Below are 26429 nucleotides of genomic sequence, written 5' to 3'. Positions count from 1 at the left end.
CGGCTTTTCAGGGGCGCGGGGAACTGCGCGACCAGCCCCCACCGGACCCGCACCCGACAACACACACCACAACGGCCCGCACTCGAAACCGCACCCGAAAACGACCCCCGGCCCCCTGCCACGGTCACCCGTCCAGCCCCCACCACCGCGCCCCCGCCGGAGCACAGCCGTAAGGATGCCCGCATGGGCATACGCACGCTCCGCCGTCGTACAGCGACAGCTGCCACCCGCCTGTCAGGGGTGCGGACCCGCCTCACCCGGGGCCCCTGGACCCGCACTCGCGTCCGGCGGCCGCACAGCCTCTACCCCTGGCCGCTGACCCACCCCCTCGCGGCCCTCCTCGGCCACGTCCCGCCGTACGCACCGCGTGCCGCCCGGCCCCGCATCCCCAGCGGCGCCCCGCCCCGGCGCCCCGCACTCAGCGGCGGACCGGACTGTCCGCCTCCGCCTGCACGTCGGCGGCGGGCGCCGCAACGGCAGGAGCCGGGCGCCGCGCCCTGACGCCGACGCCGTAGAGGACCACGCCGACCACCAGCCCGGCGCCCGCGCCGAAGCACAGGGTCGGGATCACCTCGTACAGTTTGGCGACCGACCCCCAGTGCGCCCACCACCGGGCCACCCGCTGCACCGCGGCCACCAGCGCGCACCCGCCGATGACGACGCCCGCCACCCACCGGTCGGCCGAGGAGAGCACCGGCACGCCCACGGGCTCGTCCGCAGGCTGTCGGCGCAGCGCCCGCACGACGAAGACGGCGAGGACGGCCGCCGCGACGGCGGAGCCGCCGTACTGGAGGTACCAGTAGAGCGGCGAGCCCGCGATCTCCTCGCCGAGGACGGGGAAGAGCCGCATCCCCCACCGGTCGAGATGCGTGAACGCGTCCCACACCACATGGGTCAGCGAACCGAGGGCGGCCGAGACGTACCACCACAGGGCGACCGAGGGGCTGAACCGCCGCGCCCCCGTCCCGCACCGCACCAGCGCGGCCACCCTCCCCTGCCGCCCTCTCGGCAGCAGCGCCACCAACGGCTCCCGGAGCACCAGCCACAGCCCGACCAGCGCCCAGGTGACGAGTACGTCGACGGTGAAGACCCCGGTGAACGAGTGTGTGACATCGCCGAACGCCATGGCCTCGGGCAGCACACTCGCCGCGTAGTAGGTCATGTCGGGCGCGAACGATCCGGCCACGAGCACCGAGGGCACCAGGGGTCCGCGCCCGGTTCCGTTCCCTCGCAGTGCGGGCAGTACGGCGGCCGCGTGGCTGAGCGTGAAAGGCAAGTCGTCCCCCTGTGACGGACTTTGGCCGGACGGATCGACCGGCGATGACCGGTCGCCAGTATGCGTGACAGGGGCACAGCCCTCCGGAAGACGCCCACCGACAGCATTCCGATAAGGCCAATCGGTGAATATCGGGCACGAACGGGTGTCCGGGCGACGGAAGTTGTCGTAGGGTCGCCTGGGCCGTCGTGCCGGTCGGCGTGGCGGTCACCGGAGTTCTGGAAAAAGGAACGCCGGAACAGCGCAACCAAGACCGGAACTCCGGAGTCGGTGTACCTGGGCAGGGAAGCCGGTCCGGCGAAACCGGAAGAAATGCCCGAGACATCACGAGACGGGAAGAACGCCGAGGCGTTCGGTCACCGGGAGGGGTTCACTCAATGGCGGCGCAGTTCGGTTTGAGGCTCCGCAAGGGGGCGGCCACGACCGCCCTGGCCGCGGCCACGGTAGCGGCGCTCGCCGCCTCCCAGGCCCCGGGAGTGACCACCGACAGCGCGGGCAGACAGACCACGGGTTCGCCCTCTCCGGAGATGAGCACCCAGGCCGACGAGACGGCCACCGGCAACTCGCGGTACTACACGGACCTTCCGCCTCTCGACAGCCCCACCCCGACGACGGGTCCGGGTGACACCTCCGGCACCGGCGGCAACGAGAGCGGCATACCCGCGACCGTCCTCGACGCCTACAAGAAGGCCGAGGCGTCCCTGCGCGCGTCCAAGCCCGGCTGCAACCTGCCCTGGCAACTCCTCGCCGCCATCGGCAAGGTCGAGTCCGGCCAGGCGAGCGGCGGCCGTGTCGACTCCGAGGGCACCACGACCGGCAAGAAGATCCTCGGCCCCCCGCTCAACGGCAACGGCTTCGCCAACATCAGCGACACCGACGACGGCGTGTACGACGACGACCGCACCCACGACCGCGCGGTCGGCCCGATGCAGTTCATCCCCTCCACCTGGGAGTGGGCGGGCCGCGACGGCAACGACGACGGTGCGAAGGACCCCAACAACATCTACGACGCCGCCCTCGCCGCCGGCCACTACCTGTGCCGCTTCGACTGGGACCTGTCGAACGACGCCAACCTGCGCAGCGCGATCCTCAGCTACAACAACTCGACGGAGTACTACAACACCGTCATGACGTGGCTGGAGCACTACCGCAAGGGCACCCACGAGATCCCGGACGGCACCGGCTCCCTGCCGCAGACGCCCAGCGGCGGCAACGGCAGCAACACCGGCGGCGGCAACAGCGGTGGCCGCAACGGCGGCGGCTCCACGACGAGCCCCAGCCCCAAGCCGTCGGATCCGTCCAAGCCGTCCAAGCCGTCCAAGCCGGGGAAGCCCGGCACCGGCGAGCCCGGCGGTGGCGGCAGCGGCACCCCGAAGCCGCCCACCACACCGCCGGGCACGCCCACGGACTCGGTGCACCACCTGGAGAACGCGGGCGCGTCGAACCTCACGGCCATGGCGGGGGACACCTTCACCGGCAGGCTCGCCACCCGCACCGAGACCAAGGCAGGCAAGGCCGTCGCGAAGGTCCGGGTCCGGTTCACCGTCCTCGGCTCCACCGACACCACGTTCGTCGGCGGTGAGAAGGTGGCCACCGTCATCACCGACAGCACGGGCAAGGCCACCGCTCCCGCGCTCGTGGCCGGCGAGAAGACCGGCACCGTCACCGTCCGGGCCACCGTCGTGGGCCGCTCCGTGACCGCGCTCGACCACAAGGTCACCGTCACCGCCCGCCGGGCCGACGCCCTCGCCCGCACCGGCACCACCCCGCTGACCTGCGTGCCGAACGGCGAGTTCGCCGAGCAGATCGAGCTCAAGGCCACCTACAGGGGAGAGGTCGCCGACAAGGTCGCCGTCAGGGCGACCCTGATCAAGTCCCTCCTCGACACCACCGTGAACGACAAGGGCCCCTACTTCGGCAAGGACGCGGCGGGCAACCCCGTACGCACCCTGACCGGCCTGCAGACCGACGCCGACGGTGCGCTCAAGCTCCCGAAGCTCTACTCCGACGACGCCACCGGCACGTTCCTGCTCCGCATCGAGACCGAGGGCGGCGCGACCCTCACGCTCGAACTGAAGGTGGAGGCCCCGGCCGAGCCCGCCGAACCCACGGAGACGACGGACGCGACGGAGCCGGCGACGCCGAGCCCCAGCGCGTCCTAGACCCCTCGGCCGTCCGCACGGCCACGGCGGCGCCCCTCCTCCACGAGGGGCGCCGCCGTCGTCTGTGCGCGACGTGTTCTCATCTGGCGCGCCCGTTGCTACGGTGCCGGAGCTGACGACCTATCAGTTCCCGTCATGGGGCCCGTAGTCGGGAGGTCCGTATGCGCGCCCTGATCGCCGCCGCGAGCGGTCTCGCCCTCGCTCTCGCCCTGGTGTTCACGCTCACCGCGCTGGGCTCACCGACGGGCAAGACGTCACCGAAGCCGCTGCTGACGACGGTCCCCGCACATCCGTGACCGCCAGGGAGGGAGGCCCGAGATGCGCCGTAGGGCCGGTCTGATCCTGCTCGCGCTCGCCGTGTTCTTCACCGCGCTGTCCCCACTGCTGCGCTGGTACGCCTTCCCGAACCTGGCCAAGATCCCGGCGAACCAGTACCAGGACATGGTCCTGGAGGCCAAGGACGCAACCCTCCTCGACTACGGCACGATGACCGCCCGCACGGTCCCGAAGGTCACCATCGTGCAGACCCTCAAGGGCAACGTGGAGGCCTCCGAGGAGATCGAGAAGAGCACCGACCGGGACGTCGTCGTCTGGGACGGTCTGTCGTACGTCCAGGGCCCCGACGGCGAGATGGTCTCCCGCATCCCCGAGCGCTACATCTTCGACGCCCACACCCAGGAACCCGTCCACGCCAAGGGCGAGACGGTCGACGGCGACCCCGTGCGGCGCCGTGGCCTGGAGTTCAAGTGGCCCTTCCTCACCGAGAAGCGGGATTACGAGTACTTCGACGCCCAGGCCCGGATCACCGCCCCCATCCACTACAAGGGCACCCAGGACTTCCGCGGCGTCGAGGTCTACTACTTCGAACAGACCATCCCCTGGACCGAGGTCCCCTTCCCCCGCACCATGCCCGTGGAGGGCATCACCCGGGAGACGGTCGCACAGACGGGCACGACCCGCTGGTACACCACGGTCCGCAAGTTCTGGGTGGAACCTGTCACCGGAGCCCCCGTCTACGGCGAGGAGATCCACAAGGAGGAGCTGCGCGGCGGCACGCTCCTCGGCGACCGCGAGAAGGTGACCGCCTTCGCCGGCCACGTGAAGATGCGCGAGGACTACATCGAGCACACGGTCGACCTGGTCAAGTCCCAGCGCCTCCTCGTCCTCCTCATGACCTCCTACCTCCCCTGGGGCTTCCTGGGCCTCGGCCTGCTGCTCCTCGCCCTCTCCCTCTACGTCGAGGCCCGCGGCCGCAGGCCCGGCGAACCGGAGTCCGCGAGGCCCCCGGCGTCCGAGCCGGTCAACGCCTGAGCCGCGCGTTGGTGTACCGGGTGGGCTCGGCCGTCGCCGGGTCCTCCGGCCACGGATGCCTGGGATACCGGCCCCGCAGCTCCGCTCGTACCGCCCGGTACCCGTCCCGCCAGAACGAGGCGAGATCGGCGGTGACGGCGGCGGGCCGCCCGGCGGGGGACAGCAGATGCACCAGCACCGGCACCCCGGCCAGCACGGGCGACTCCCGCAGCCCGAACATCTCCTGCAACTTCACCGCCAGCACCGGCTGTTCGGGCCGCGCGTAGTCGACCCGGATCCGGGACCCGCTCGGCACCTCGATCCGCTCGGGCGCCAGCTCGTCCAGCCGTACGGCGTCCCCCGAGGCCCACGGCAGCAGCCGCCGCAGCCCCTGCCCGGCATCGATCCGCCCGAGGTCGGCCCGCCGCCGGGCACGGCTCAACTCGGGCTCCAGCCACTCCTCCACGCGCGCGTGCAGGGCACTGTCGGACACATCGGGCCACGGTTCACCGAGCCGCTCCCTCAGGAACGCCAGCCGCTCCCGCAGCCGCGCCGCGTCCTCGGACCACCGCAACAGCCCGAACCCCTCGTCCCGCAGCCCCGCCAGCAACGCCTCCCGCACGCGCGCGGGCGCGGCCTCCCGCAACGGCCGCGCCGCCAGCTCCACGGCCCCCAGCCGCTCCACCCGGCGAGCCACCACGTCCCCGTCCCGCCACACGACCTCCTCGTCCCGCCGGTACAGAACCCCGGCCGTCTCCCGGGCGACCCCCTCGTCGATCACGACCCCGAGCCGCACGCGCGCGTGCCCGCCGCCCACCGCCCGATCGGCGACGGCCACGGCGATCCAGGGCCCCTCTCGCAGACCGGACCCCTCCGGCACCTCGGCCCGGGTCCCGGACACCATGAGGAACGCCCCACCGTCACGTCGGGCCACCCGCTCCGGGTACGCCAGGGCGGCCACCACCCCGACCCCGTGTTCGCCCCCGGCACCCGCCGCCGTCCCACCGCTCGCGGCGCCGCGCGGTTCGCCCGGTGGGGAGTCGGGCGCGGGCGGCGACGCGGTCCGCAGGCGCCGGGCCTCCGCGCGCCAGCGGGCCGCGTAGGCGTCGTCCCCACGCCGGGCGCGGCGCAACGCGGCGGCCAGGTCGTCGCCGTACTCCCGCGGCGGCTCCTCGCTCAGCAGCGCCACGACCTCCGCCGCGAGCTCGGCGCCCACCAGCGCCGTCGCGTCGAGGAGGGCCCGGGCCAGCCGGGGATGCAGGCCCAGGCGGGCCATGCGTACACCCCGTTCCGTGGCGTGACCGGCGGAGTCGACCGCCCCGATCGCCGAGAGCACGCTTCGCGCCGCCGTCATCGCCCCGCTCGGCGGCGGGTCCAGCAACGCGAGCCCCGTCGCCTCCGGATCGCCCCAGCAGGCCGCCTGCAACGCGAACGCCGTCAGGTCCGCCACCTTGATCTCCGGCGCGGGGAAACGCGGCAGACGGGCGTCCTCGGCCTCCGCCCAGCAGCGGTATACGACGCCTGGGGCCTCGCGTCCCGCCCGCCCGGCACGCTGCCGCCCGGCCGCCCGTGAGGCCCGCAGCGTCGTCAACGCGCCGAGCCCGCGCGCGTGGTCGACCCGTGGCTCCCGCGCGAGCCCCGAGTCCACGACCACCCGCACACCGGGCACCGTCAGCGAGGACTCCGCGACCGACGTCGCCAGGACCACCCGCCGCCGCTCCCCGCCCGCCAGCACCGCGTCCTGCACCGCGGCCGGCGCCCGGCCGTGCACCTGGAGCACGTCCACGTCACCGAGCCCGCCCAACTGCCCGGCCACGCGCGCGATCTCGCCCACGCCCGGCAGGAAACACAGAACGTCACCCTCTCGTTCGTCCAGCGCCCGCCGCACCACCGACGCGACATGCGCCAGCGCCGCCGGGTCCACCCGCATCCCGTGCGGCGGTCGTACCGGACGGGCCGGGGGCGCCCACACCACCTCCACCGGATACGTCACGCCCTCGGCGGCGACCACCGGCGCCCCGCCCAGCAGCCGCGCCCAGCCCTCCGCGTCGGTCGTCGCCGACGCCGCCACCAGCCGCAGCTCGGGCCGCAGCGCCGCCCGCACGTCCAGCAGGAACGCCGCGACCGTGTCCGCGTCCAGATGCCGTTCGTGGCACTCGTCGAGCACGACGACGTCGACGCCGGGCAACTCCTGGTCCCGCTGCAGCCGTTGCAGCAGGACACCGGTCGTGACGACCTCCACCCGCGTGTGCCGTCCCGCGACCCGCTCGCCGCGCACGGTGTACCCGACGCTGTCGCCGACCTTCTCGCCCAGCAGCCACGCCATCCGGCGGGCCGCCGCCCGCGCCGCGATCCGCCGGGGCTCGGCGACGACCACCCGACGCGCCGGTCGGTCGTCGGCGTTCAGCAGCCCCGCCAGGGCCAGCGGCACCAGCGTCGTCTTCCCGGTGCCGGGCGGCGCCACGAGGACGGCGGTGCCGTGCCCGTCCAGGGCCTCCTCCAGAGCGGGCAGGGCGGCGCGCACGGGCAGCGCGTCCAGGGCGTCGTCACGGATCACGCCCCCAGTGTGTCGCGTGCCCGGGTCAGTCCCGCTCGCACACGAAGATCGCCGTCCCCGGGATCAGGTTGCCGCGCAGCGGGGACCAGCCGCCCCACTCGGAGGAGTTCCACGCGGGCCACTCCGGCTCGACCAGGTCGACCAGCCGGAAGTCCGCGGCCACGACGTCCCGGACACGGTCGCCGATCGTGCGGTGGTGCTCCACGTACACCGCCCGGCCCCGCTCGTCCTGCTCGACGTACGGCGTGCGGTCGAAGTAGGAGCCGGAGACGGACAGACCCTCGGGGCCCGGCTCGTCGGGGAAGGCCCAGCGGATCGGATGGGTCACCGAGAAGACGAAACGGCCGCCGGGGCGCAGGACACGGCGGACCTCCCGCAGCACCCGCACCGGGTCGGCGACGAAGGGCAGCGCCCCGTACGCCGAGCACGCCAGGTCGAAGGAGGCGTCCGCGAAGGGCAGGTCGCCGGCGTCGGCGCACACCAGGGGGAACGACCCGCCGATGCGCAGCGCGTGCTGCAGCTGGCGGTGGGAGAGGTCCAGGGCCACCGGACGGGCCCCCTGGGCGGCCAGCCAGCGCGCGCACTGCGCGGCACCGGCGCCGATCTCCAGGACGTCCTTGCCCTTCAGCTCCTCGGGCGGCCCCAGCAGCTCCGCCTCCACCTCGTCGAGCCCTTCCGGGCCCCACACGAAACGGTCGTCGCCGAGGAACGTGCCGTGCTCGACCTGGTAGTCGTCGGCGTTCCGGTCCCACCAGCCCCGGTTGGCCCGGGAACTCTCCGTCACCCCGGCGTCGCGGCGGGTGGCCTCCGGTTCGTCCACCTCGGACGTCCCGCCGGCCCCGTGGGCCGCGTCGGCTTCGTGGACTTCGGGCTCTTGGATGATCGGCTCCCTCGTCGTACTCTTCCGTAACCTGCGTGCCGCGACCCGCTCCGGCGGTGACACGAGAGGGGTCTCCCAGGCCTGCTTGGCCTCAAGGGACAGGTTTTGTGCCGGGTATGCGGCGTTCCGCCCCGGGTGTGCGCCTTCGCGCATTGACCCTGCCTGGCTGCCCCCGTATGCTACAAGTTGCGCTGCGGGCCTGCGCACCTCAGACGTAGCAGGCTGCGCTCGCATCTGTCGTATGTCCCCTCGGTTTTCGAGGCGCCATTGGCTTTTGTCATGTGGCGCTTCCTTGGCTGTCCGGCTTCTTCAGAGCGATACGGGCTCCCGGCGTAGCAGTACCTACGACTTCAATGTCCGTACCGGAGCCCTTTCCCACATGACGAGCAGCACCGAGACCACCGCCACCACCCCGCAGGTTGCGGTCAACGACATCGGTAACGAGGAAGCCTTCCTCGCCGCGATCGACGAGACGATCAAGTACTTCAACGACGGCGACATCGTCGACGGCGTCATCGTGAAGGTCGACCGGGACGAGGTCCTGCTCGACATCGGTTACAAGACCGAAGGTGTCATCCCGAGCCGCGAGCTGTCGATCAAGCACGACGTCGACCCCAACGAGGTCGTCGCCGTCGGTGACGAGATCGAAGCCCTTGTTCTCCAGAAGGAGGACAAGGAAGGCCGCCTGATCCTCTCGAAGAAGCGCGCCCAGTACGAGCGTGCCTGGGGCACCATCGAGAAGATCAAGGAAGAGGACGGCATCGTCACCGGTACCGTCATCGAGGTCGTCAAGGGTGGTCTCATCCTCGACATCGGCCTCCGTGGCTTCCTGCCGGCCTCCCTCGTCGAGATGCGTCGTGTCCGCGACCTCCAGCCCTACGTGGGCAAGGAGCTCGAGGCGAAGATCATCGAGCTGGACAAGAACCGCAACAACGTGGTCCTGTCCCGCCGTGCCTGGCTGGAGCAGACCCAGTCCGAGGTCCGCCAGACGTTCCTCACGACCCTCCAGAAGGGTCAGGTCCGTTCCGGTGTGGTCTCCTCGATCGTCAACTTCGGTGCCTTCGTGGACCTGGGTGGCGTCGACGGTCTGGTCCACGTCTCCGAGCTGTCCTGGAAGCACATCGACCACCCCTCCGAGGTCGTCGAGGTCGGCCAGGAGGTCACGGTCGAGGTCCTCGACGTCGACATGGACCGCGAGCGCGTCTCCCTGTCGCTGAAGGCGACCCAGGAAGACCCGTGGCAGCAGTTCGCCCGGACCCACCAGATCGGCCAGGTCGTGCCCGGCAAGGTCACGAAGCTGGTCCCGTTCGGTGCGTTCGTCCGCGTGGACGAGGGCATCGAGGGTCTGGTCCACATCTCCGAGCTGGCCGAGCGCCACGTGGAGATCCCGGAGCAGGTCGTCCAGGTCAACGACGAGATCTTCGTCAAGGTCATCGACATCGACCTGGAGCGTCGCCGGATCTCGCTGTCCCTCAAGCAGGCCAACGAGTCCTTCGGTGCCGACCCGGCCTCGGTCGAGTTCGACCCGACCCTGTACGGCATGGCCGCGTCCTACGACGACCAGGGCAACTACATCTACCCCGAGGGCTTCGACCCCGAGACCAACGACTGGCTCGAGGGCTACGAGACCCAGCGCGAGGCTTGGGAGGGCCAGTACGCCGAGGCGCAGCAGCGCTTCGAGCAGCACCAGGCCCAGGTCATCAAGTCCCGCGAGGCCGACGCCGCTGCCGCGGCCGAGGGCGGCGACGCCGCGGGTGCGGCTCCGGCCGCGGGTGGTGGCTCCTACTCCTCCGAGGGTGCGGACACCTCCGGCGCGCTCGCCTCGGACGAGGCCCTCGCCGCGCTCCGCGAGAAGCTGGCCGGCGGCCAGAGCTGAACGCACACGGCTGAGCATTAGCCGATAGCACCTCGGGCCCGCATCCGGAAGGATGCGGGCCCGAAGTGCGTCCCGGGCGGGCCGTGTTCGCAGAGCGTTCCGGGAATGCCCGGACCCGCTCCCGCGTTGTCGACTACGAACACGAGGAGGAGCGTTCACAGTGCTTGATCCGCAGGGTTTGTACGCATGGGAGCCGAAGGGCCTGGCAGTCGTCGACATGGCGCTCGCCCAGGAGTCGGCGGGACTTGTCATGCTCTACCACTTCGACGGATACATCGACGCGGGTGAGACGGGCGACCAGATCGTCGAACGGCTCCTCGGCTCACTGCCCCACCAGGTGGTGGCCCGCTTCGACCACGACCGGCTCGTGGACTACCGGGCGCGGCGCCCGCTGCTGACGTTCAAGCGCGACCGCTGGACCGACTACGAGGTGCCGGCCCTGGAGGTGCGGCTCGTCCAGGACGCCACCGGAGCGCCGTTCCTGCTGCTGTCGGGCCCCGAGCCGGACGTGGAGTGGGAGCGTTTCGCGGCCGCCGTCCAGCAGATCGTGGAACGGCTCGGCGTCCGCCTGTCGGTGAACTTCCACGGCATCCCCATGGGCGTCCCGCACACCCGCCCGGTGGGCCTGACCCCGCACGGCAACCGCGCCGATCTCGTCCCCGGACACCGCAGCCCCTTCGAGGAGGCCCAGGTGCCCGGCAGCGCCGAGTCCCTCGTGGAGTACCGCCTCATGGAGGCCGGGCACGACGTGCTGGGCGTCGCCGCGCACGTCCCGCACTACATCGCCCGCTCGCCCTACCCGGACGCCGCCCTGTCCGTCCTGGAGGCCGTCACGGCCGCCACCGGCCTGGTGCTGCCCTCCGTCGCCCACGCCCTGCGCACGGAGGCGCACCGCACGCAGACGGAGATCGACCGGCAGATCCGGGAGGGCGACGAGGAACTGGTCGCCCTCGTGCACGGCCTGGAGCACCAGTACGACGCAGCCGCGGGCGCCGAGACCCGGGGCAACATGCTCGCCGAGCCCGTCGACATCCCCTCCGCCGACGAGATCGGGCGGGAGTTCGAGAAGTTCCTGGCGGAGCGGGAGGGCGACGGCTGATCCCGCCTGCCGTCCGTCACCCGCCTACCGGCCTCCTCGGCCAGGGCCTAAGCTGCCGGGCATGCTGAAAGTGGGTCTGACCGGCGGCATCGGGGCCGGCAAGAGCGAGGTGTCGCGGCTGCTGGTGGAGTGCGGCGCCGTACTGATCGACGCCGACCGCATCGCGCGCGAGGTCGTCGCACCGGGCACCCCCGGGCTCGCGGCGGTCGTCGAGACCTTCGGCGAGGGTGTCCTCGCGCCCGACGGGGGCCTGGACCGCCCCAAGCTGGGCTCCCTCGTGTTCGCGGACCCGGAGAAGCTCGCCGAGCTGAACGCGATCGTGCACCCGCTGGTGGGCGCCCGCTCCAGAGAACTGGAGAGCGCCGCCGCCGAGGACTCCGTCGTCGTCCACGACGTCCCCCTGCTCGCCGAGAACGGTCTCGCCCCGCTGTACGACCTGGTGGTCGTCGTGGACGTGGCTCCCGAGACCCAGCTCGACCGCCTGGTACGGCTGCGCGGCATGACGGAGGAGGACGCCCGCGCGCGCATGGCCGCCCAGGCGACCCGCGAGAAGCGGCTGGAGATCGCGGACGTCGTCGTCGACAACGACGTCCCCCTCGAAGCGCTGCGGCGACGGGTGCGGGAGGTGTGGGCGGACCTCACCCGGCGGGCCCACGCGGCCCGCGAGCAAACCGAACACACGCAGGAATAGCGGGGTCCCAGGGGGCGTTGAACCGTCCCAGCAAGGGAAGGACTCAGCCGTGCCCGAGACCAGCGGTTCCACTGGACGTAGCCCTCAGACGCATGTCATCGACTTCCGCGCCGCCGAGCAGCTGCTCGCCGCGAACGACCCGCGGGGCGCGGTCAAGCTGCTCGACCGAGTCATAGCCGACCACCCGGAGAACACGGCCGCCCGGCTGCTGCGTGCCCGCGCCTTCTTCGCCGCGGCCCAACTGCGGCCCGCCGAGCTGGAGTTCACGATCGTCCTGGAGCGGGAACCGGACAACGCGTTCGCGCACTTCGCCCTGGCCCGCACCTATCAGCGCCAGGCCCGCCCCGACCAGGCCAAGCGCCACTTCCGGCTCGCCGCGGCCCTCGACCCGAACCCGCAGTACGTGGAAGCGGCCCGGTTCGACTCCTGACGGCGGGGGCTGCCGCCACCGCCGGTGCCTACGGCCGCGCCGTCGCTACGGGTGGCGGGGCCCCGGCGGCTCGTACGGCGGGATGTCGCGGCCCGGCTGGTAGTGCGGTCCCTGACGGATGTGGCGCACGACCATGACCAGGTCGACGGTGACGATCAGCCACAGCACCCCGCAGGCGACGGCCCAGCCGGGGCGGCCGGCCAGAGCGAACGCCGCTGTCCCGGCGATCGCCCAGATCAGGCCCCATACGCTCAGCCAGAGCCGCATCCGCAGAGGACTGCGCGCTGTCGTCGGTTCACTGCCGGTACGCATCGGATCGCCACTCCTGCTCGTCCTACTCGGAAACGTACTCCCCGTCCCACGCGTTTTCACCAGGAGGCCGAGCGAACGGGGAGACGATGGTGCTGTTGGACGCGGTGCGGGCGGACGAGAGACTCGCCGACTGGGTGCGGGGCCTGGAGGAGAGCGGGAGCACGTCCACGGCGCACGCGCGGTTGCCGGACGGCGCCGACGAACTGGTCGACGCGCTGCTGGATCTCGCCGTGCCGTACGAGGACGTCAACGACCTGATCGCGTTGCGCCGCACCCTGGAGGCCGACGAGGGGGCGACCTGGCTGCTCGGGCGGTGCGTCGAGGGTCTGGTGCGGGACATGGGAAAGGTCGGCAAGGGGCCGAGGCTGCTGCCGCTGCCCCCGGAGGCGGGCCCGCTCGGCCGCTACTTCCACGTGTACGTCTTCGTGGCGGCTCTGCCGTACGTGCGCGCGTACCACCGGGAGCGCGGGATCCTCGACGACGTCTCCCGGCGCACCCTCGCCGACCTGGGCCGCGGCCTGGTGCTGCACCGCCGGCGGTACGGAGTGGGCGGGCTCGTCGCGCCGAGCTGGTTCTCGCTGCACTTCCACGGGGAGCTCTTCCAGCTCGGCCGCCTGCAGTACCAGCGTGCCCGGGTGGGCGGACGGGAAGGCGTCGCGCTGGCGGCGGCGGGCCTCGCCCTGGGACCCGGGGAACCCTGCCTCGACCTGCACATCCCCGACTACGCCGGGCCCCTTACGCCGCAGGCGTGCGACCGGTCGCTGGCGTCGGCCCACGACTTCTTCGCCCGGCACTTCCCCGAGGAGCGGTACACGGCGGGCTGCTGCCACTCCTGGCTCCTCGACCCGCAGCTGGCCCGGTACCTGTCGGCGGACTCCAACATCGTCCGGTTCCAGCAGCGGTTCCGGGTCGCCGGCGGCACCGGCGAACCCGAGGACGAGCTGCCGGTCCGTTTCGTGTTCGGGGACCCCGACCTGCCGGTGGAGACCCTGCCGCGCCGCACGCGTCTCGAACGGGCCGTGGGCGACCATCTGCGCGCGGGCGAGCACTGGTACAGCGGGCTCGGCTGGTTCGCCTGGTGAGGCACGCGCCGTCCGTCCGAGCCGGGGCCCGGGGGCACGAACGGGCACTGTTCACCCTATCGAGTGAAGACTGGCAGGAACGGCCCCTGCGCGCCCGGCCGTTGGACGGATATGAGCATTCAGATGCGTGAAGGGTACGACGGGACCGGTTCCGGAGCGATCACCCCGGACGGCTGCGCGGTCGAGCTGTACACGCGGCTGCCGGTGGGCGACGAGCCGGAGGTCATCGCGGGCGTCGCGCCCGCGGGGGCGCGCATTCTCGAACTGGGTTGCGGGGTGGGCCGGATGACGCACCCCCTGATCGAGCGGGGGTTCACCGTCACGGCCGTCGACGAGTCGGCGGAGATGCTGGAGCGGGTGCGCGGCGCCCGCACGGTGCACGCCTCGATCGAGGAACTCGACCTGGGCGAGAAGTTCGACGTGGTGATGCTCGCCTCCTTCCTCGTCCACACCGGGGACCCCGAGGTGCGGCGGGGGATGCTCGCGACCTGTCTGCGGCACCTCGCGGACGACGGCTTCGTGCTGATCCAGCGCGAGGGGGAGGACTATCACACCAACGTCCCCCGGGAACGGGTCGATGCCCGAGGCTTCACCGTCCGCATAGCGTCGACCGAACCGATCGGGGACGGGGTCCACTCGGTGTTCGCGGAGTACTCCTTCCCGGACGGCGAATGGACCCAGACGTTCCGCTCACGCCCCATGACCAAGGAGCAGTTCGAACAGGCACTGGCGGAGTCGGGGCTGACGGTGGACCGGTATCTGACGGAGGACCGGATCTGGGTGAAGGCGGTGCCCGTGGGGTGAGCGGCCCGACCGGGGTGGGAATCTCGGCGTGAATTCCGGTCGGGCGGCGATGAGTTCGGGGGAGGGGCCCGGTCTACCTCTGTGACAGCGCACACGGAACCGCTTCACACAGGAGATCCCATGTCCGAGACCACCGCTCCCGTCGTCCGTCCCGAGGCCACAGCGCCCGAGGTCACAGCGCCCGAGGCCACCGCGCGCGGCAAGGGCGCGCGCATCTCGCTGCGCGCGCTGCAGATCGCGCTCGCGCTGTTCTACGGGTTCGCGAGCGCGCTGCCCAAGCTGATCGCACACCCGTCGGCCGTCGAGTCCTTCGACACGCTCGGCTGGGGCAGCGCGGGGATGTACACCATCGGCCTGCTCGAACTGGCGGGCGCCGTCGGGCTGTTGATCCCCGTACTGGCTCCGGTCGCGGCGGTGTCGCTGAGCGCCCTGATGGTGGGGGCGTTCATCACGCAGATCACCGCCTTCGACGGACAGTACGCGGCGACACCGCTCATCCTGATCGTGCCGCTCGCCCTGATCGCCTGGGTGCGACGCCAGGACGCGACCGGCCTGACGAAGCTCGCGCGCGGCCGCCGGGCGTGATCGTCGTGACGGATCAGGTGGGGCGGCGGTGACGGTCGGCGTTGGCCGCCTCGGCCAGGCCCCGCAGGCGCTCCATGTCCCGCCGGTCGCGCTTGGTCGGGCGGCCCGTGCCCCGGTCACGGATGCCCGCGGGGGCGACGGCCTCGCGGGGCGGGGGCGGCGGGGAGTTGTCGACGTAGCACTCGGCGGCGACGGGCGCGCCGACCCGCTTGCGGATCAGACGCCGCACGATCACGATCCGCTCGTGGCCCCCGGCCTGGCGCAGTCGGACCTCGTCGCCGACGCGCACCGCGTACGCGGGCTTGACGCGTTCGCCGTTGACGCGGACGTGGCCGCCCCGGCAGGCGGTGGCGCCCATCGAACGGGTCTTGACCAGGCGCACGGACCAGATCCAGCTGTCGACGCGCACGCTCTCGCCGCTCGCCGGTCGGGCCGCCTCGGCCGACGCCGCCGCAGACCTGTCGGAGCCCCCGCTCGTCGCGGCCGGATCCTCCGCCCGCTCCTGCGTACCTTCAGAAGCCATGCCTCGACCTTAGCTCCCGGCCCGCCGCACGGGGGAGGCGATCACCGGACGTACCGTGGAGGAATGGACGGCGGCGGCAGCGATGGTGGCGGCGTGGTGGTCGGCGGAGGCGGTGCGGGCGGCGGGAAGGGCACCGGGCTGGCCGCGCTGGACGCGCGGATCACCGGATGCCGGGCCTGTCCCCGGCTGGTCGAGTGGCGGGAAGAGGTGGCGCGCACCCGGCGGGCAGCGTTCGCCGACCAGGAGTACTGGGGGCGGCCGGTACCGGGCTTCGGGCCGCCCGACGCCGCGCTGCTGATCGTCGGGCTCGCGCCGGCCGCGCACGGGGCGAACCGGACGGGGCGGATGTTCACCGGGGACCGCTCGGGCGACGTGCTGTACGCGGCGCTGCACGACGTGGGCCTGGCCTCGCGCGCCACGGCGGTCGCCGTGGACGACGGGCTGGAGCTGTACGGCGTACGCATCACCTCACCCGTGCACTGCGCGCCGCCCGCCAACAAGCCGACGCCCGGGGAACGCGACACCTGCCGGCCGTGGCTGGTCCGGGAGCTGGAGCTGTTGCGGCCGACGCTGCGGGCCGTGGTCGTGCTCGGTGCCTTCGGCTGGCAGGCCGCGCTGCCCGCGCTCGCCCAGGCGGGCTGGGACGTGCCCCGGCCCCGGCCCGTCTTCGGGCACGGCACCCACGTACCGCTCGACGGGCTCGACCTCTTCGGCTGCTTCCACGTCAGCCAGCGCAACACGTTCACCGGTCGCCTGACCCCTGCCATGCTGCGGGACGTCCTGCGGACGGCGGCGGGGTCGGCGGGGCTGGCGGTCGCGTCGTAGGCGCGGGGGAGGGATGTGCCCGCCTCTGCGGAAAACCGGCTGTCGGCCTCCGCGTACGCCGGTTAGGGTCACGCAATGCCCCTCTATCCGGAGATCGAACCGTACGACCACGGCATGCTCGATGTCGGGGACGGCAACCGCGTGTACTGGGAGGTCTGCGGGAACCCGCGGGGAAAGCCCGCCGTCGTGCTGCACGGCGGGCCGGGCTCCGGGGCCAACGCATGGTTCCCCCGGCTCTTCGACCCCGAGGCGTACCGGATCGTGCTCCTCGACCAGCGGGGCTGCGGGCGTTCGACACCGCCGGCGAGCGCGTACGAGACCGACATGGGCGTCAACACCACGGATCGGCTGATCACCGACCTGGAGCTGCTGCGAGGGCACCTCGGGATCGGGCGATGGCTGGTGTGGGGTGTCTCCTGGGGGTCGGCGCTCGGCCTGCGGTACGCCCAGACACACCCGGAGGCCGTGACGGAGCTGGTCCTCACCGGTGTCACCACCGGGTCCGACGCCGAAGTCGCCCTGCTGACCAGGGGACTCGGGCAGTTCTTCCCGGAGGCGTTCGCACGGTTCCTGGCCGAGCTGCCCGAGGAGGAGCGGGACGGGAATCTGCCGGCCGCCTACAACCGGTTGCTCGAGTCGCCCGACGGGGCCGTGCGGGCGCGGGCAGCGCGGGCCTGGACGGACTGGGAGACGGCGATCGCGGCGCGGCCGCCCCGCTCCGTGCCGCGATACGAGGACCCGGTCTTCCGCTACGGCTTCGCCCGTACCGTCACCCACTACTGGGGCAACGGCCACTTCCTCGGCGACGGCGAGGACGGTGTGGTCCTGCGGGACGCCCCGCTGCTCAAGGGCATCCCGGGCACCCTCGTCCAGGGCAGCCTCGACCCCGGCAACCTCCTCGGCATCGTCTGGCGGCTCCACCACGCCTGGCCCGGCAGCGAGTTGATCCTCGTCGACGACGTGGGACACGACGCGGGCGCGCCGGACATGGCGCAGACGCTGGTGGCGGCCACGGACCGCTACGCCGGGAACGGCTGAGCGCCACGGGACCGGGGCCGCCGGGGACGGCCGGGCGTCAGACGACGCGGGCCGCCGAGACGGGCCGGGCACCGACGGTGTGGTCCGACGAGGCGCCGTAGGAGCTCCAGCGGTAGCGGGAGAAGAGACCGGTGGAGTTCGAGGCGTAGAACATCATGTGGCCGATGCCCACGCCTTCGAGGTGCTCGCCGTGGCCGATCATCCGGGTGTCGGGGAGGGTGGTGGCGCTGGGCTGCCCGTACACGCCGTGCGGGGAGGACGTCATGTCGATGACCTCGATCGCGTACTGGGTCTCGCCGTCCTGCACACCGGTCCCCGTGTAGACGCCCTTCACCTCGCGGACCATCACGATGTGCCCGGTGGCGTCCGTGACCTCGGGGCCGTACTCGATCGCGATCAGGTCGCCCGGCAGCAGGTCGGCGACCTTGCGGACGGGCTGGAAGTGGGGACCGCCGCTGCCCCGGGCGAAGGCGTCGCGGTAGTCGGCGGCCTCGGGGATGCCGTCGTCGAAGTACTGCCGGAAGTAGTCCGCGGTGGCCCAGCCGTAGGTGTGCCTGAGCACCCAGGTGACGAAGGACGAGCAGCGGGCCCGCGCCACCCAGCCGGTCAGGTCGCCGGGCGTGCCCCAGGTGACCGTGGACGAGGCGCCGACCAGGTACTCGTTGTTCCGGGCGGCGGTACGGCCGCTGACGAGGGACACCTCGTCGGCGTCGAGGGCCCGCCCGTACGCCCTCACGTCGTCCACCGACCCCTTGAAGCGGTTCACCGGGGCGCCGTCCCACTTGGCCCGGCCTATGTTGAAGCCCTGCGGGGAGGCCCAGGACAGGGTGGTGGGGGCGCTGCCCTGGAGTTCGCCGTTCACGTAGAGGTGGATGTGGGTGCCGTCCCACACTCCGGTCAGATGGGTCCACGTGCCGAGCGAGGCGGCCGTGCCGGCGACGGCCGAGACCTTGGTGCTCCGGTCCTCGCCGCGGACCTTGAACGCCCAGGTCCGGAACTCCGGGTCGTACTGGAGCAGGAAACGGCTGGCGGTCGTGCCGTCCTGGCTGACGGCCGTGTACATGTTCGCCGGATCGGCGGGTGCGTCGCCGTCCGCGAGCCGGACCCGGGCCGAGACCGTGAACGGGGCCGTGGTGTCGAGGACGGAGGCCGTCGTGGCGTATGCCGTGGACGTGCCGTCGAAGGTGAGCTCGCCGCCCGCGCGGAGGGTGGTCCAGGAGGCGCCGGAGCCCAGGGTGAGGGGGTGGTCGCGGCCGGAGCGGTCGGCGCCCGTGCCGTCCAGCGGCCAGTGCCCGACGAGGCCGCCCGGCAGATGGCCCGCCGCCAGCAGCCGCTGGTAGTGCACCATCCGCTCGGCCTCCACCAGGTGCGGCGTGGTGACGGGGGTGAACGGAGTGTCGAGCGGTGCGTCCGCCGCCGCGGTGCCCGCGCTCCGCGCCACCCCGGTGAACACCCCCGCGCCCACGAACGCCGCTCCGCCCAACAGCCCGCGTCTGCTGACCATGCCCACTTCCCAACCACCTTGCTGAATGCCCGAGTTGACGGTCGGCAGTGTAGGCAGGGGCATGGCCGGGGTTCACCGGGATTCCGGCCCGCCCCTCCGTCCGTCCACGCCGTCCTCGCTGTTCTGGCCGTCCTCGCTGTTCTCGCCGAACAGATGCCGCACGGTCGACCGGTAGTTGGTCCGGACGTGGGCGAGGGCGTGCGCGCGGGCGCGGCCGGGGTCTCCGGAGGCGATGGCGTCGTACAACTCGCGGTGCTCGACGAGGAGTTGGGGCCACTCCTCGTTGCGCCGGGTCATCCAGCGCAGGCGGCCCGCGACGGGTTCGAGGGCCTCGATCAGCAGACTGTTTCCGGCCATGGCGACGATGCGGTCGTGCAGCCGGCTGTTGATGTCCGTGATCGACTCCGCGTCCTCCGCCTCGGTGGCGGCGGCGGCCTCGGCGAGGAGCCGCTCGACCTCGGCGAGATCCTCCGGGGTGGCGCGGGCGGCGGCGAGCCCCGCGGCGTACACCTCCAGGGCCTCGCGCAGTTCGAAGAGCTCCTTGACGTCGTTCGGGGTCAGCCGCCGCACGACCGTGCGGCGCGGTGTCTCGAAGTGGACGAACCCCTCCGTGACCAGCGCGCGGATGGCCTCGCGGACCGGCACGCGGGAGACGCCGAAGCGGTCGGCCAGCTCCCGTTCGACCAGTCGGTCGCCGGGGCGGAGGCCGCCCGCGATGATCTCCTGTCGCAGGGTGGCCAGGACGCGCTCGCGGACCGCGCCCAGGGGTTCGGTCTTCGTCGTGGAGCTCATGGAGTCATCTTCGCCGACTCCGGGTGTGTTTTACGGAGCGTTAACGGGAGCGACATCGGTCGGAACTGTTGACGGGAGGACGATGTCGGCAGTTTGGTATACCAAACGCGCTCGCCGTGGGTGACCGAAAGGCAGCCTCATCGAGCGGCAACCCTCCACAAGCAATCCTCCGTCCCGCGCTCCTGGAGGCCCCGTGTCCCTCGCAGCCAGTGCCGAAGCCACCGGCACCACAGCGTTCGTCCCCGACCCCCGCCTCACCAACGAAGACCTCGCACCCGCGACGAAGCGCAACTGGAAGGTCTTCGACCTCTTCGCCCTGTGGATGTCCGACGTCCACAACCTCGGCAACTACACGTTCGCCGCGGGCCTGCTCGTCCTCGGCATGAACGTCTGGCAGGTGTTCACGTCGTTGCTCGTCGGCTTTGTGATCATCTACGTCGGGATGAACTGGATGGGGAAGATCGGGCAGCGCCACGGCGTGCCCTTCCCCGTGGTCAGCCGCATCAGCTTCGGCGTCTGGGGCGCCAACATCCCGGCCGTCATCCGGGCCGTGATCGCCATCATGTGGTACGGCATCCAGACCTACCTCGCGTCCGTCGCGGTCAACATCATGCTGCTGGCCGCCTGGCCCGGCCTGGAGTCCTGGACCCACGACTCCTTCCTCGGCCTGCACCACCTCGGCTGGATCACCTTCATCGCCCTCTGGCTGATCCAGGCGGTGATCATCAGCCAGGGCATGGAGTCGGTGCGCAAGTTCCAGGACTTCTGCGGCCCGGCGATCTGGGTCGTCATGATCGCGCTGGCCGTCTGGATCCTCGCCAAGGCCGACTGGACCATCTCCCTCACCTCGACCCCGAACCCGGTCTCCGTCGGCGAGCAGTGGCGGCAGTGGTTCGGCGCGATCGGACTGGTCCTCGCCACCTACGGCACGCTGATGCTGAACTTCTGCGACTTCTCCCGCTTCGCCCCGGACTACAGGACGGTCAAGCGCGGCAACTTCTGGGGCCTGCCGATCAACTCGACCGCCTTCGTGGTGGTGTCCGTCATCGTCACCGCCGGCTCGATCGAGGTCTTCGGCAAGGCGATCACCGACCCGGCCCATCTCGTCGCCGAGATCGGCAACACCTGGATCCTCGTCCTGGGTGCCCTGACCTTCGCCATCGCCACCATGGGCGTCAACATCGTCGCCAACTTCGTCTCCCCGGCCTACGACCTCGCCAACGTCTGGCCGCAGAAGATCACCTTCAAGGTCGGCGGCATGATCAGTACGGTCGCGGCGCTGGTGGTGACCCCGTGGAACCTCTTCTCCAACCCCACCGTCGTCCAGTACTTCCTGGGCGGTCTGGGCGCCTTCCTCGGCCCGCTGTTCGGCGTGATCATGCTGGACTACTTCTGGGTCAAGCGCGGCCGCATCGACGTCGACGAACTCTTCAACGCCGAACCCGGCTCCCGCTACTACTACCGCAGGGGCGTCAACCCCAAGGCACTGTGGGCGTTCCTGCCGGCCGCGGCGGTCTCGGCGGTCCTCGCCCTGGTGAGCACCTTCCACGCGGTCGCCCCGTACTCCTGGTTCATCGGCACGGCGCTGGCCGCCGCGCTGTACGCGGTGCTGTGCCGGGACGAGCGGGCCGCGGGCTCGGCCTCCTCCGCGACCGCTTCCCCCGGGACCGTCCCGTCCGCGCCGACCTCCGCCGTGGAGGGCTGAGCGTGCGCATCGTCGTCACGAACTGCAACACGACGCAGGGAATGACCGAGGAGATCGTGCGAGGTGCCCGGGCCGCGGCAGGCCCGGGCACCGCCGTGACCGGACTGACCCCCGCCTGGGGTCCCGAGTCCGCGGAGGGCTGGCTGGACAGCTACCTCTCCGCCGCCGCCGTCCTCGACACCCTGCGGACCCACGAGGAGCCGTACGACGCCGTCGTCATGGCCGGCTTCGGGGAACACGGGCGCGAGGGCGCGCGCGAACTGCTCGACGTCCCCGTCGTCGACATCACCGAGGCCGCCGCCCACCTCGCCTGCCTGCTCGGACGGCGCTACGGGGTGGTGACCACCCTGGACCGCGCCTGCGGCCAGATCGAGGACAGCCTGGAGACCGCCGGTGTGGGCCGCAACTGCGCCGCGATCGTCGGCACCGGGCTCGGTGTCCTCGACCTCGCCGACACCGACCGCACCACCCGGGCCTTCCTCGCGGCCGGCCGGCGGGCGCGCGACGCCGGGGCCGAGGTACTGGTCCTGGGGTGCGCCGGGATGACCGGGCTGCAGCGGACGGTGGGGGAGAAGCTGGGGGTGCCGGTCGTCGACGGGGTGGGGGCGGCCGTGAAACTCGCCGAGTCGCTGGTCGCCCTGGGGCTGACCACCAGCCGGGCGGGGAGCTACGCGAAGCCGCTGCCGAAGAGGAGGATCTGGGGGGCCGGGGCGCGGTAGGGGGTGCCTCCTCGGGCGTGTGGGCGGCCTTGGGTTCGGTGGGGGTGCCTCCTCGGGCGTGTGGGCGGCCTCGGGTTCGGTGAGGGCTGGTCGCGCGGTTCCCCGCACCCCTCACGGGGCCGGGGTTTCCGGGACCACCGCCGTCGCCGTGATCTCCACCAGCTGGCCCGTGTAGCCGAGGCAGGCCACACCGAGGAGGGTCGAGGAGTGGGGGCCGATGCTGAGGCCGGACGCCTCGACGACGTCCCAGACCGCGGCGAGGACGGCAGGCTCGCTGCTCACGACGTACACGTCGGTATAGGCGACATGCTCGAAGTCGCTTCCCACCGCCCGCAGTTGCTCCCCGAGGTTGGCCAGCACCTGCTCGGCCTGCCGCACCGGATCGCCCTCCCCGACCAGCTTCCCGTCGGCGTCCAGCGGGACGGAACCGGCGAGGAAGGCGAGCTTTGTCCCGGCCTCGACGACGGACGCGTGCGCGTAGACGGGCGGCGAGAAGAGGCCGGGGACGACGGTGCGCCGGATCATCACTGCTCCCGGGAGGACTGGGAAGAAGACGGGGGACGACAACCTGCCGATCATCCGCCTCCCGTCCACCTCGCCGCATCCGAATTTCGGCGGAAGGGCGGGCTCCCCGGCCCCGGCCCCGGCTGGGGTTCCCCGAAGCGGGGAGGGCTGCCTGGCCGTGTGGGCGTCGCCGAATCCGGCCGTCGTCGGGGTGCGGATCGCGCCGGCGTGGACCGAGCAGACGCGGACCGCTGCTCCACGAGCCCCTCTCGGCGATCCCCGCGTCGTCCACCAGCACCGACACCGGCCCCAGGACCCGCTCCACCTCGGGTCCACCTCGGCCACCGCCCGCCGGGCTCCGCCGCCATTCAGGCCTCCCACTGTCGAACTGCACTGCGAAATGGCGGTCCGAAATAATCCTTCGAAATGGGGCCCGTTTCGCTGTTACCGTCCTCCGCGTGGCGAAACTCAATCAGATCATCGCAGTGGAGAAAGGCGTCAAGTCCAAGTCCCAGCAGGACCTGACGGCCGCTCATCACGGGCTGCAGAAGCCGGCGTTGCTGGCCGGTATCGCGCGTACCTATCAGCCGAAGGACGAGGAGGGCGAGCAGTTGCCGCCCGAGTCGACCCGGGTGCAGGTGCGGGCGGAGGACGTGTTGCGGGAGACGGCGGGAGTTCTCACGCGGCTGTTCGACGTGACCGCCACCAAGGACTGGGCCAACTGCACCGCGCGGGCGGACGTGAAGGTCGAGGGCCGCGTGCTCGTCGCCGACGTGCCCGTCGCCTATCTGCTCTTCCTGGAGAAGCAGCTCGGGGAGATCAACACGCTCGTGCGGAAGCTGCCCGTGCTCGACGCCTCCGAGGCGTGGGCGCAGGATCCGTCCACCGACGCCTGGAAGACCGAGGCCGTGCGGACGGTGCGGACGAAGAAGGTACCGCGCAACCATGTGAAGGCCGAGGCGACCGACAAGCACCCCGCCCAGGTGGAGGTGTACTACGAGGACATTCCGGTCGGCTACTGGACGACCGTGAAGTTCTCCGGAGCCCTGCCCGCCCGGCGCGTGAACGAGATCCTCGACCGCGTCGAGAAGTTGCAGCAGGCCGTGAAGTTCGCGCGGGAGGAGGCGAACGGCGTGGACGTCGTCGACCAGCGGGTCGGTGACGCCGTATTCGGTTACCTGTTCGGATAGTTCAGGTAGCCTCATGAACTCCCCGGTCGGCCTGTGAGCCGGGCGGGGTGCGCGAGGAGCGCAAGCTGAAGCTGAGGCTTGTCGTGACGGAGCGGTCCGTACCCGCCCAGGAATTCAGGGACGGGCCGTGATCAATCTCAGACTATTGCTCCAGACTCAGTATTCGCCGCCGATCGCCGCAACGACCGGACCCAGGCCCCGGACGTCGAAATGCTGGTTCAAGTCCAGCCCGCGCAGCTCGATGCGTGGTGGTCCAAAGGCAGGACGCGGCGACATGATGACTGACCCGGGTTCTCAACCGTCGCGGCGTGCCCAAGGGGCGGCATATCAGGGCCCGGGGGCCGGCTACGCCCCCGGGTCCACCTTTATTGCGTTCATAAAGAACATGGCATCTACAGAGATCGTCACATCGCGGTAATGCGAGCGTTCCACTTCCTCCAGTTCCGGGACCTACGGTGGAGGGCACACGCACACGTGTACGCACGCCACCAACGCCCCGGCCACCGTCGCCCGAAGGCACACCCCCGCCCTCATCCGACGACAGGAGCCCCGTGTCCCGCCCCCGCCGCGCCCCCCTCGCCCTGCCGCCCTGGCTCGCCCACGCCCTGCGTGCGCAGCGGGGCCCCGTTCCCTGGAACGCGGTGCTGCGGGGAGCGCTGGCCGGTGGACCGCTGCTGCTGGTCGCCGTGGTGTCGGGGCGCCCCTCCGTCGGGGTGCTCGCCGCACTCGGCGCCATGCTCGCCGGCATCAACGACCGGCCCGGCAGCAGGCGCGCCGCCGTGCAACGGCTCGGAGTGCCCGCGCTCGCCGGAGCGGTGGGGCTCCTCGTCGGCACGTACGCCGGGCAGTACGCCGGAGCCGTCGTCCTCACCCTGCTGCTCACCGCGCTCGGTCTGCTCGCCGGCGCGATGAGCGCGGTCGGGCCCGTGTCCTCAGGGGCGGGCACCCAACTGCTGGTCGCGGCCGCCATCGGTGCCGGGATGCCGCTGCCGGAACCGGGATGGGAGCGGGCGCTCGCCTACCTCGCCGGCGCCGGATGGCTGCTCGCGCTGCGCCTCGCCCTGCCCACCCCCGCGATCCTCACCGCCGGCGACTACCGCTTCGACGGCGAACGGGACGCCGTGGCCGCCGTCTACGACGCGATCGCGGCCCTCCTGGACGCCGTCGGCACCCCCGCCGCCGTCGCCCGACGGGCCGCGCTGACCGCCGCCCTCGACCACGCCCAGGACGCCCTCGCCGGACCCCGGCTGCGGCGCTTCGCCAGCTCGTCGGCCGAACGCCGCCTGCACGCCCAGTACACCGCCGCGCTCCCGCTCGCCGAGGCGGCGACCGCGCTGGCCTGGGCCGGGGACACCGTGGTCGGCCGCGCCTCCGAAGGACCCCGGCGGCTCGCCACGGCCGTACGCGGCAACACCGCCACCGGTCCGCTGCCCGCGCCCGCACGCTCTGCGCCCGCGCTGCGCGCCCTCGACGACGCGCTGCTGCGCGCCGCCGAGACCTTCGACCGGGGCGGCGACCCACACAACCTGCACACCCGCCGCCGTACTCTCGGATCGCTCGTCCGGCTCGGCCTCGGCTCCGGCGGGCGCGAGTACGGGCTGCGGGTCGCCCTGTCCTTCGGCGCCGCCGCGGCCGTGGCGCAGGCGCTGCACCACCAGCACTGGTACTGGCTGCCCGCCACCGCCGTCTTCCTGGTCAAGCCCGACCTGGGGCCGCTCGTGTCCCGGGTGCTGTGCCGGGCGGCCGGGACCGTGCTCGGCGCCGTGCTCTTCGCCGGCTTCGCCGCCGTGCTGCCCCGGCCGGAGGGGCTGATCGCCCTGGTCGCCGTCAGCGGGGCGCTGATCCCCGTCGCCACCCGGCACTTCGCCGCCCAGACCGCGGTCGTCACCGTGCTGGTGCTCGCCCTCGTCATGGTCGGCGGGGACCCCCAGGCTTCCTGGAGCCGTATCGCCGAGACCCTGCTGGCCTGCGCCATCGTCCTGATCGTCGGACACCTGCCGATGCCGAGGGGGCAGCGCGGCGGGGGCGTGCGCGCCCGGCTCACCGAGGCTTGCACGGCAGCGCACGCCTATCTCGCGCACGTCCTGGACGAGGCGCGCACGCCGGGCGCCGGACCTGGCGCGGGCGGGCCGTCCCCGTCCAGCGGCGCGTCCACGCCCAACGGTGTCACCGTGTCCGTCGGAGCGGCCCTGCCCGGCGAGACCGACGAACGGGCCGCCCGCTGGACGCTGCGCCGCGAGGCCTACCGCTCGCTCGCCGGGGCCCGCGCCGCGATCGCGCTCTCCGGCGCCGAACTTCCCGCCCTGGCCCGGCACACCGAGGGCACCGACGAGATCGCCGCCGTTCTCGAGCGGCTGGTCGACACCACCACCGCCTGTGCCGTGCACCTCGACGACACGGGACGGCTCGGCCGCCGTCACACCGAGCGGCTCACCGCCCTCCTCGACGAACTCGCCCGCCACCGGAGGCACGTCGACATCAGCCTCCCCGCCCCACCGCCCGCACCCGACCTCATTCGGAAGCCGGGCCTGACGGCGTGAGGGCGTGACCGCGTGGCGTCTGGGCCGGGGTGACGGGCGCCCGGC

General features: G+C 72.2%; 24 protein-coding genes. 16 read left to right on the top strand and 8 right to left on the bottom strand.

Annotated features, from left to right (window positions below; genetic code table 11):
- Positions 1-418 precede the first annotated feature (418 nt).
- Positions 419-1276, bottom strand: a complete 858-nt coding sequence (locus GWK25_RS30380; RefSeq protein WP_215454575.1) for a DUF4184 family protein — start codon at positions 1274-1276, stop codon at positions 419-421.
- A 377-nt stretch (positions 1277-1653) separates the two neighbouring features.
- Here GWK25_RS30380 and GWK25_RS30375 point away from each other — a divergent pair, with 377 nt between their 5' ends.
- From GWK25_RS30375 to GWK25_RS30365, 3 genes are all read left to right on the top strand, one after another.
- Positions 1654-3438, top strand: a complete 1785-nt coding sequence (locus GWK25_RS30375) for a lytic transglycosylase domain-containing protein (protein ID WP_215454574.1) — start codon at positions 1654-1656, stop codon at positions 3436-3438.
- A 161-nt stretch (positions 3439-3599) separates the two neighbouring features.
- Positions 3600-3734 carry an SPW_0924 family protein gene (locus GWK25_RS30370; protein ID WP_184895373.1) on the top strand — a complete coding sequence of 45 codons (135 nt, stop codon included), beginning with the start codon at positions 3600-3602 and terminating at the stop codon, positions 3732-3734.
- Positions 3735-3756: 22 nt separating this feature from the next.
- Positions 3757-4749, top strand: a complete 993-nt coding sequence (locus tag GWK25_RS30365) for a DUF3068 domain-containing protein (RefSeq protein ID WP_215454573.1) — start codon at positions 3757-3759, stop codon at positions 4747-4749.
- Here GWK25_RS30365 and hrpB read toward each other — a convergent pair.
- The gene (hrpB, locus tag GWK25_RS30360; RefSeq protein WP_215454572.1) at positions 4739-7285 is read right to left on the bottom strand and encodes an ATP-dependent helicase HrpB; all 2547 of its coding nucleotides are present in this window, start codon (positions 7283-7285) and stop codon (positions 4739-4741) included. The two genes, GWK25_RS30365 and hrpB, sit on opposite strands and share 11 nt — an antisense overlap.
- A 25-nt stretch (positions 7286-7310) precedes the next feature.
- Positions 7311-8228 carry a class I SAM-dependent methyltransferase gene (locus GWK25_RS30355; RefSeq protein WP_215457713.1) on the bottom strand — a complete coding sequence of 306 codons (918 nt, stop codon included), beginning with the start codon at positions 8226-8228 and terminating at the stop codon, positions 7311-7313.
- Between the two features lie 316 nt (positions 8229-8544).
- Between GWK25_RS30355 and rpsA the strand changes: the two genes are divergently transcribed.
- From rpsA to GWK25_RS30335, 4 genes are all read left to right on the top strand, one after another.
- A complete protein-coding gene (gene rpsA / locus GWK25_RS30350; protein WP_215454571.1) occupies positions 8545-10041 on the top strand; it encodes a 30S ribosomal protein S1 in 1497 nt (498 codons plus the stop codon).
- Positions 10042-10201: 160 nt separating this feature from the next.
- On the top strand, positions 10202-11140 hold the full coding sequence (locus tag GWK25_RS30345) for a PAC2 family protein (RefSeq protein ID WP_215454570.1): 939 nt from the start codon (positions 10202-10204) through the stop codon (positions 11138-11140).
- A gap of 61 nt (positions 11141-11201) precedes the next feature.
- Entirely contained in the window at positions 11202-11831 is a 630-nt protein-coding gene (gene coaE, locus GWK25_RS30340) for a dephospho-CoA kinase (RefSeq protein WP_215454569.1), read from the top strand.
- A 49-nt stretch (positions 11832-11880) separates the two neighbouring features.
- Positions 11881-12261 carry a tetratricopeptide repeat protein gene (locus GWK25_RS30335; protein WP_215454568.1) on the top strand — a complete coding sequence of 127 codons (381 nt, stop codon included), beginning with the start codon at positions 11881-11883 and terminating at the stop codon, positions 12259-12261.
- Positions 12262-12306: 45 nt separating this feature from the next.
- On the opposite strand, the gene GWK25_RS30330 is transcribed toward GWK25_RS30335, so the two are convergent.
- On the bottom strand, positions 12307-12573 hold the full coding sequence (locus tag GWK25_RS30330) for a DUF6343 family protein (protein ID WP_215454567.1): 267 nt from the start codon (positions 12571-12573) through the stop codon (positions 12307-12309).
- Positions 12574-12662: 89 nt separating this feature from the next.
- Between GWK25_RS30330 and GWK25_RS30325 the strand changes: the two genes are divergently transcribed.
- From GWK25_RS30325 to GWK25_RS30315, 3 genes are all read left to right on the top strand, one after another.
- Complete coding sequence (locus GWK25_RS30325; RefSeq protein WP_308404499.1) at positions 12663-13655, top strand: acyltransferase domain-containing protein; 993 nt, start codon at positions 12663-12665, stop codon at positions 13653-13655.
- A gap of 123 nt (positions 13656-13778) precedes the next feature.
- Positions 13779-14459, top strand: coding sequence for a bifunctional 2-polyprenyl-6-hydroxyphenol methylase/3-demethylubiquinol 3-O-methyltransferase UbiG (locus GWK25_RS30320; RefSeq protein ID WP_251829102.1), 681 nt, complete (start codon positions 13779-13781; stop codon positions 14457-14459).
- Positions 14460-14579: 120 nt separating this feature from the next.
- Positions 14580-15044: a DoxX family protein gene (locus tag GWK25_RS30315; protein ID WP_215454564.1), complete on the top strand. Its 465-nt coding sequence runs from the start codon at positions 14580-14582 to the stop codon at positions 15042-15044.
- A gap of 13 nt (positions 15045-15057) precedes the next feature.
- Here the strand turns inward: GWK25_RS30315 and GWK25_RS30310 are convergent, their stop codons facing one another.
- Positions 15058-15567: an RNA-binding S4 domain-containing protein gene (locus tag GWK25_RS30310; protein WP_184895394.1), complete on the bottom strand. Its 510-nt coding sequence runs from the start codon at positions 15565-15567 to the stop codon at positions 15058-15060.
- Between the two features lie 63 nt (positions 15568-15630).
- Between GWK25_RS30310 and GWK25_RS30305 the strand changes: the two genes are divergently transcribed.
- On the top strand, positions 15631-16392 hold the full coding sequence (locus GWK25_RS30305; RefSeq protein ID WP_251829101.1) for a uracil-DNA glycosylase: 762 nt from the start codon (positions 15631-15633) through the stop codon (positions 16390-16392).
- A 75-nt stretch (positions 16393-16467) separates the two neighbouring features.
- On the top strand, positions 16468-17430 hold the full coding sequence (gene pip / locus GWK25_RS30300) for a prolyl aminopeptidase (protein WP_215454563.1): 963 nt from the start codon (positions 16468-16470) through the stop codon (positions 17428-17430).
- Between the two features lie 37 nt (positions 17431-17467).
- Here the strand turns inward: pip and GWK25_RS30295 are convergent, their stop codons facing one another.
- Complete coding sequence (locus GWK25_RS30295) at positions 17468-18934, bottom strand: LamG domain-containing protein (protein ID WP_215454562.1); 1467 nt, start codon at positions 18932-18934, stop codon at positions 17468-17470.
- A 72-nt stretch (positions 18935-19006) separates the two neighbouring features.
- Positions 19007-19726 carry a GntR family transcriptional regulator gene (locus GWK25_RS30290; protein WP_215454561.1) on the bottom strand — a complete coding sequence of 240 codons (720 nt, stop codon included), beginning with the start codon at positions 19724-19726 and terminating at the stop codon, positions 19007-19009.
- Between the two features lie 193 nt (positions 19727-19919).
- Here GWK25_RS30290 and GWK25_RS30285 point away from each other — a divergent pair, with 193 nt between their 5' ends.
- The gene (locus tag GWK25_RS30285) at positions 19920-21431 is read left to right on the top strand and encodes an NCS1 family nucleobase:cation symporter-1 (protein ID WP_308404354.1); all 1512 of its coding nucleotides are present in this window, start codon (positions 19920-19922) and stop codon (positions 21429-21431) included.
- Positions 21432-21433: 2 nt separating this feature from the next.
- Positions 21434-22150, top strand: a complete 717-nt coding sequence (locus GWK25_RS30280; RefSeq protein ID WP_215454560.1) for an aspartate/glutamate racemase family protein — start codon at positions 21434-21436, stop codon at positions 22148-22150.
- A gap of 111 nt (positions 22151-22261) precedes the next feature.
- Here the strand turns inward: GWK25_RS30280 and GWK25_RS30275 are convergent, their stop codons facing one another.
- Positions 22262-22675 carry a RidA family protein gene (locus GWK25_RS30275; protein ID WP_215454559.1) on the bottom strand — a complete coding sequence of 138 codons (414 nt, stop codon included), beginning with the start codon at positions 22673-22675 and terminating at the stop codon, positions 22262-22264.
- A gap of 437 nt (positions 22676-23112) precedes the next feature.
- Between GWK25_RS30275 and GWK25_RS30270 the strand changes: the two genes are divergently transcribed.
- Together GWK25_RS30270 and GWK25_RS30265 are read left to right on the top strand one after the other, a co-directional pair.
- A complete protein-coding gene (locus GWK25_RS30270) occupies positions 23113-23844 on the top strand; it encodes a hypothetical protein (RefSeq protein WP_184895406.1) in 732 nt (243 codons plus the stop codon).
- 551 nt (positions 23845-24395) lie between these two features.
- Positions 24396-26384, top strand: a complete 1989-nt coding sequence (locus GWK25_RS30265) for an FUSC family protein (RefSeq protein WP_215454558.1) — start codon at positions 24396-24398, stop codon at positions 26382-26384.
- Positions 26385-26429: the final 45 nt, after the last annotated feature.

The sequence above is a fragment of the Streptomyces sp. ATCC 21386 genome (assembly GCF_018728545.1).
Classification (GTDB): domain Bacteria; phylum Actinomycetota; class Actinomycetes; order Streptomycetales; family Streptomycetaceae; genus Streptomyces.
Note: the sequence above shows the minus strand (reverse complement) of the source record. Positions and strands in the feature narration are given on the sequence as shown.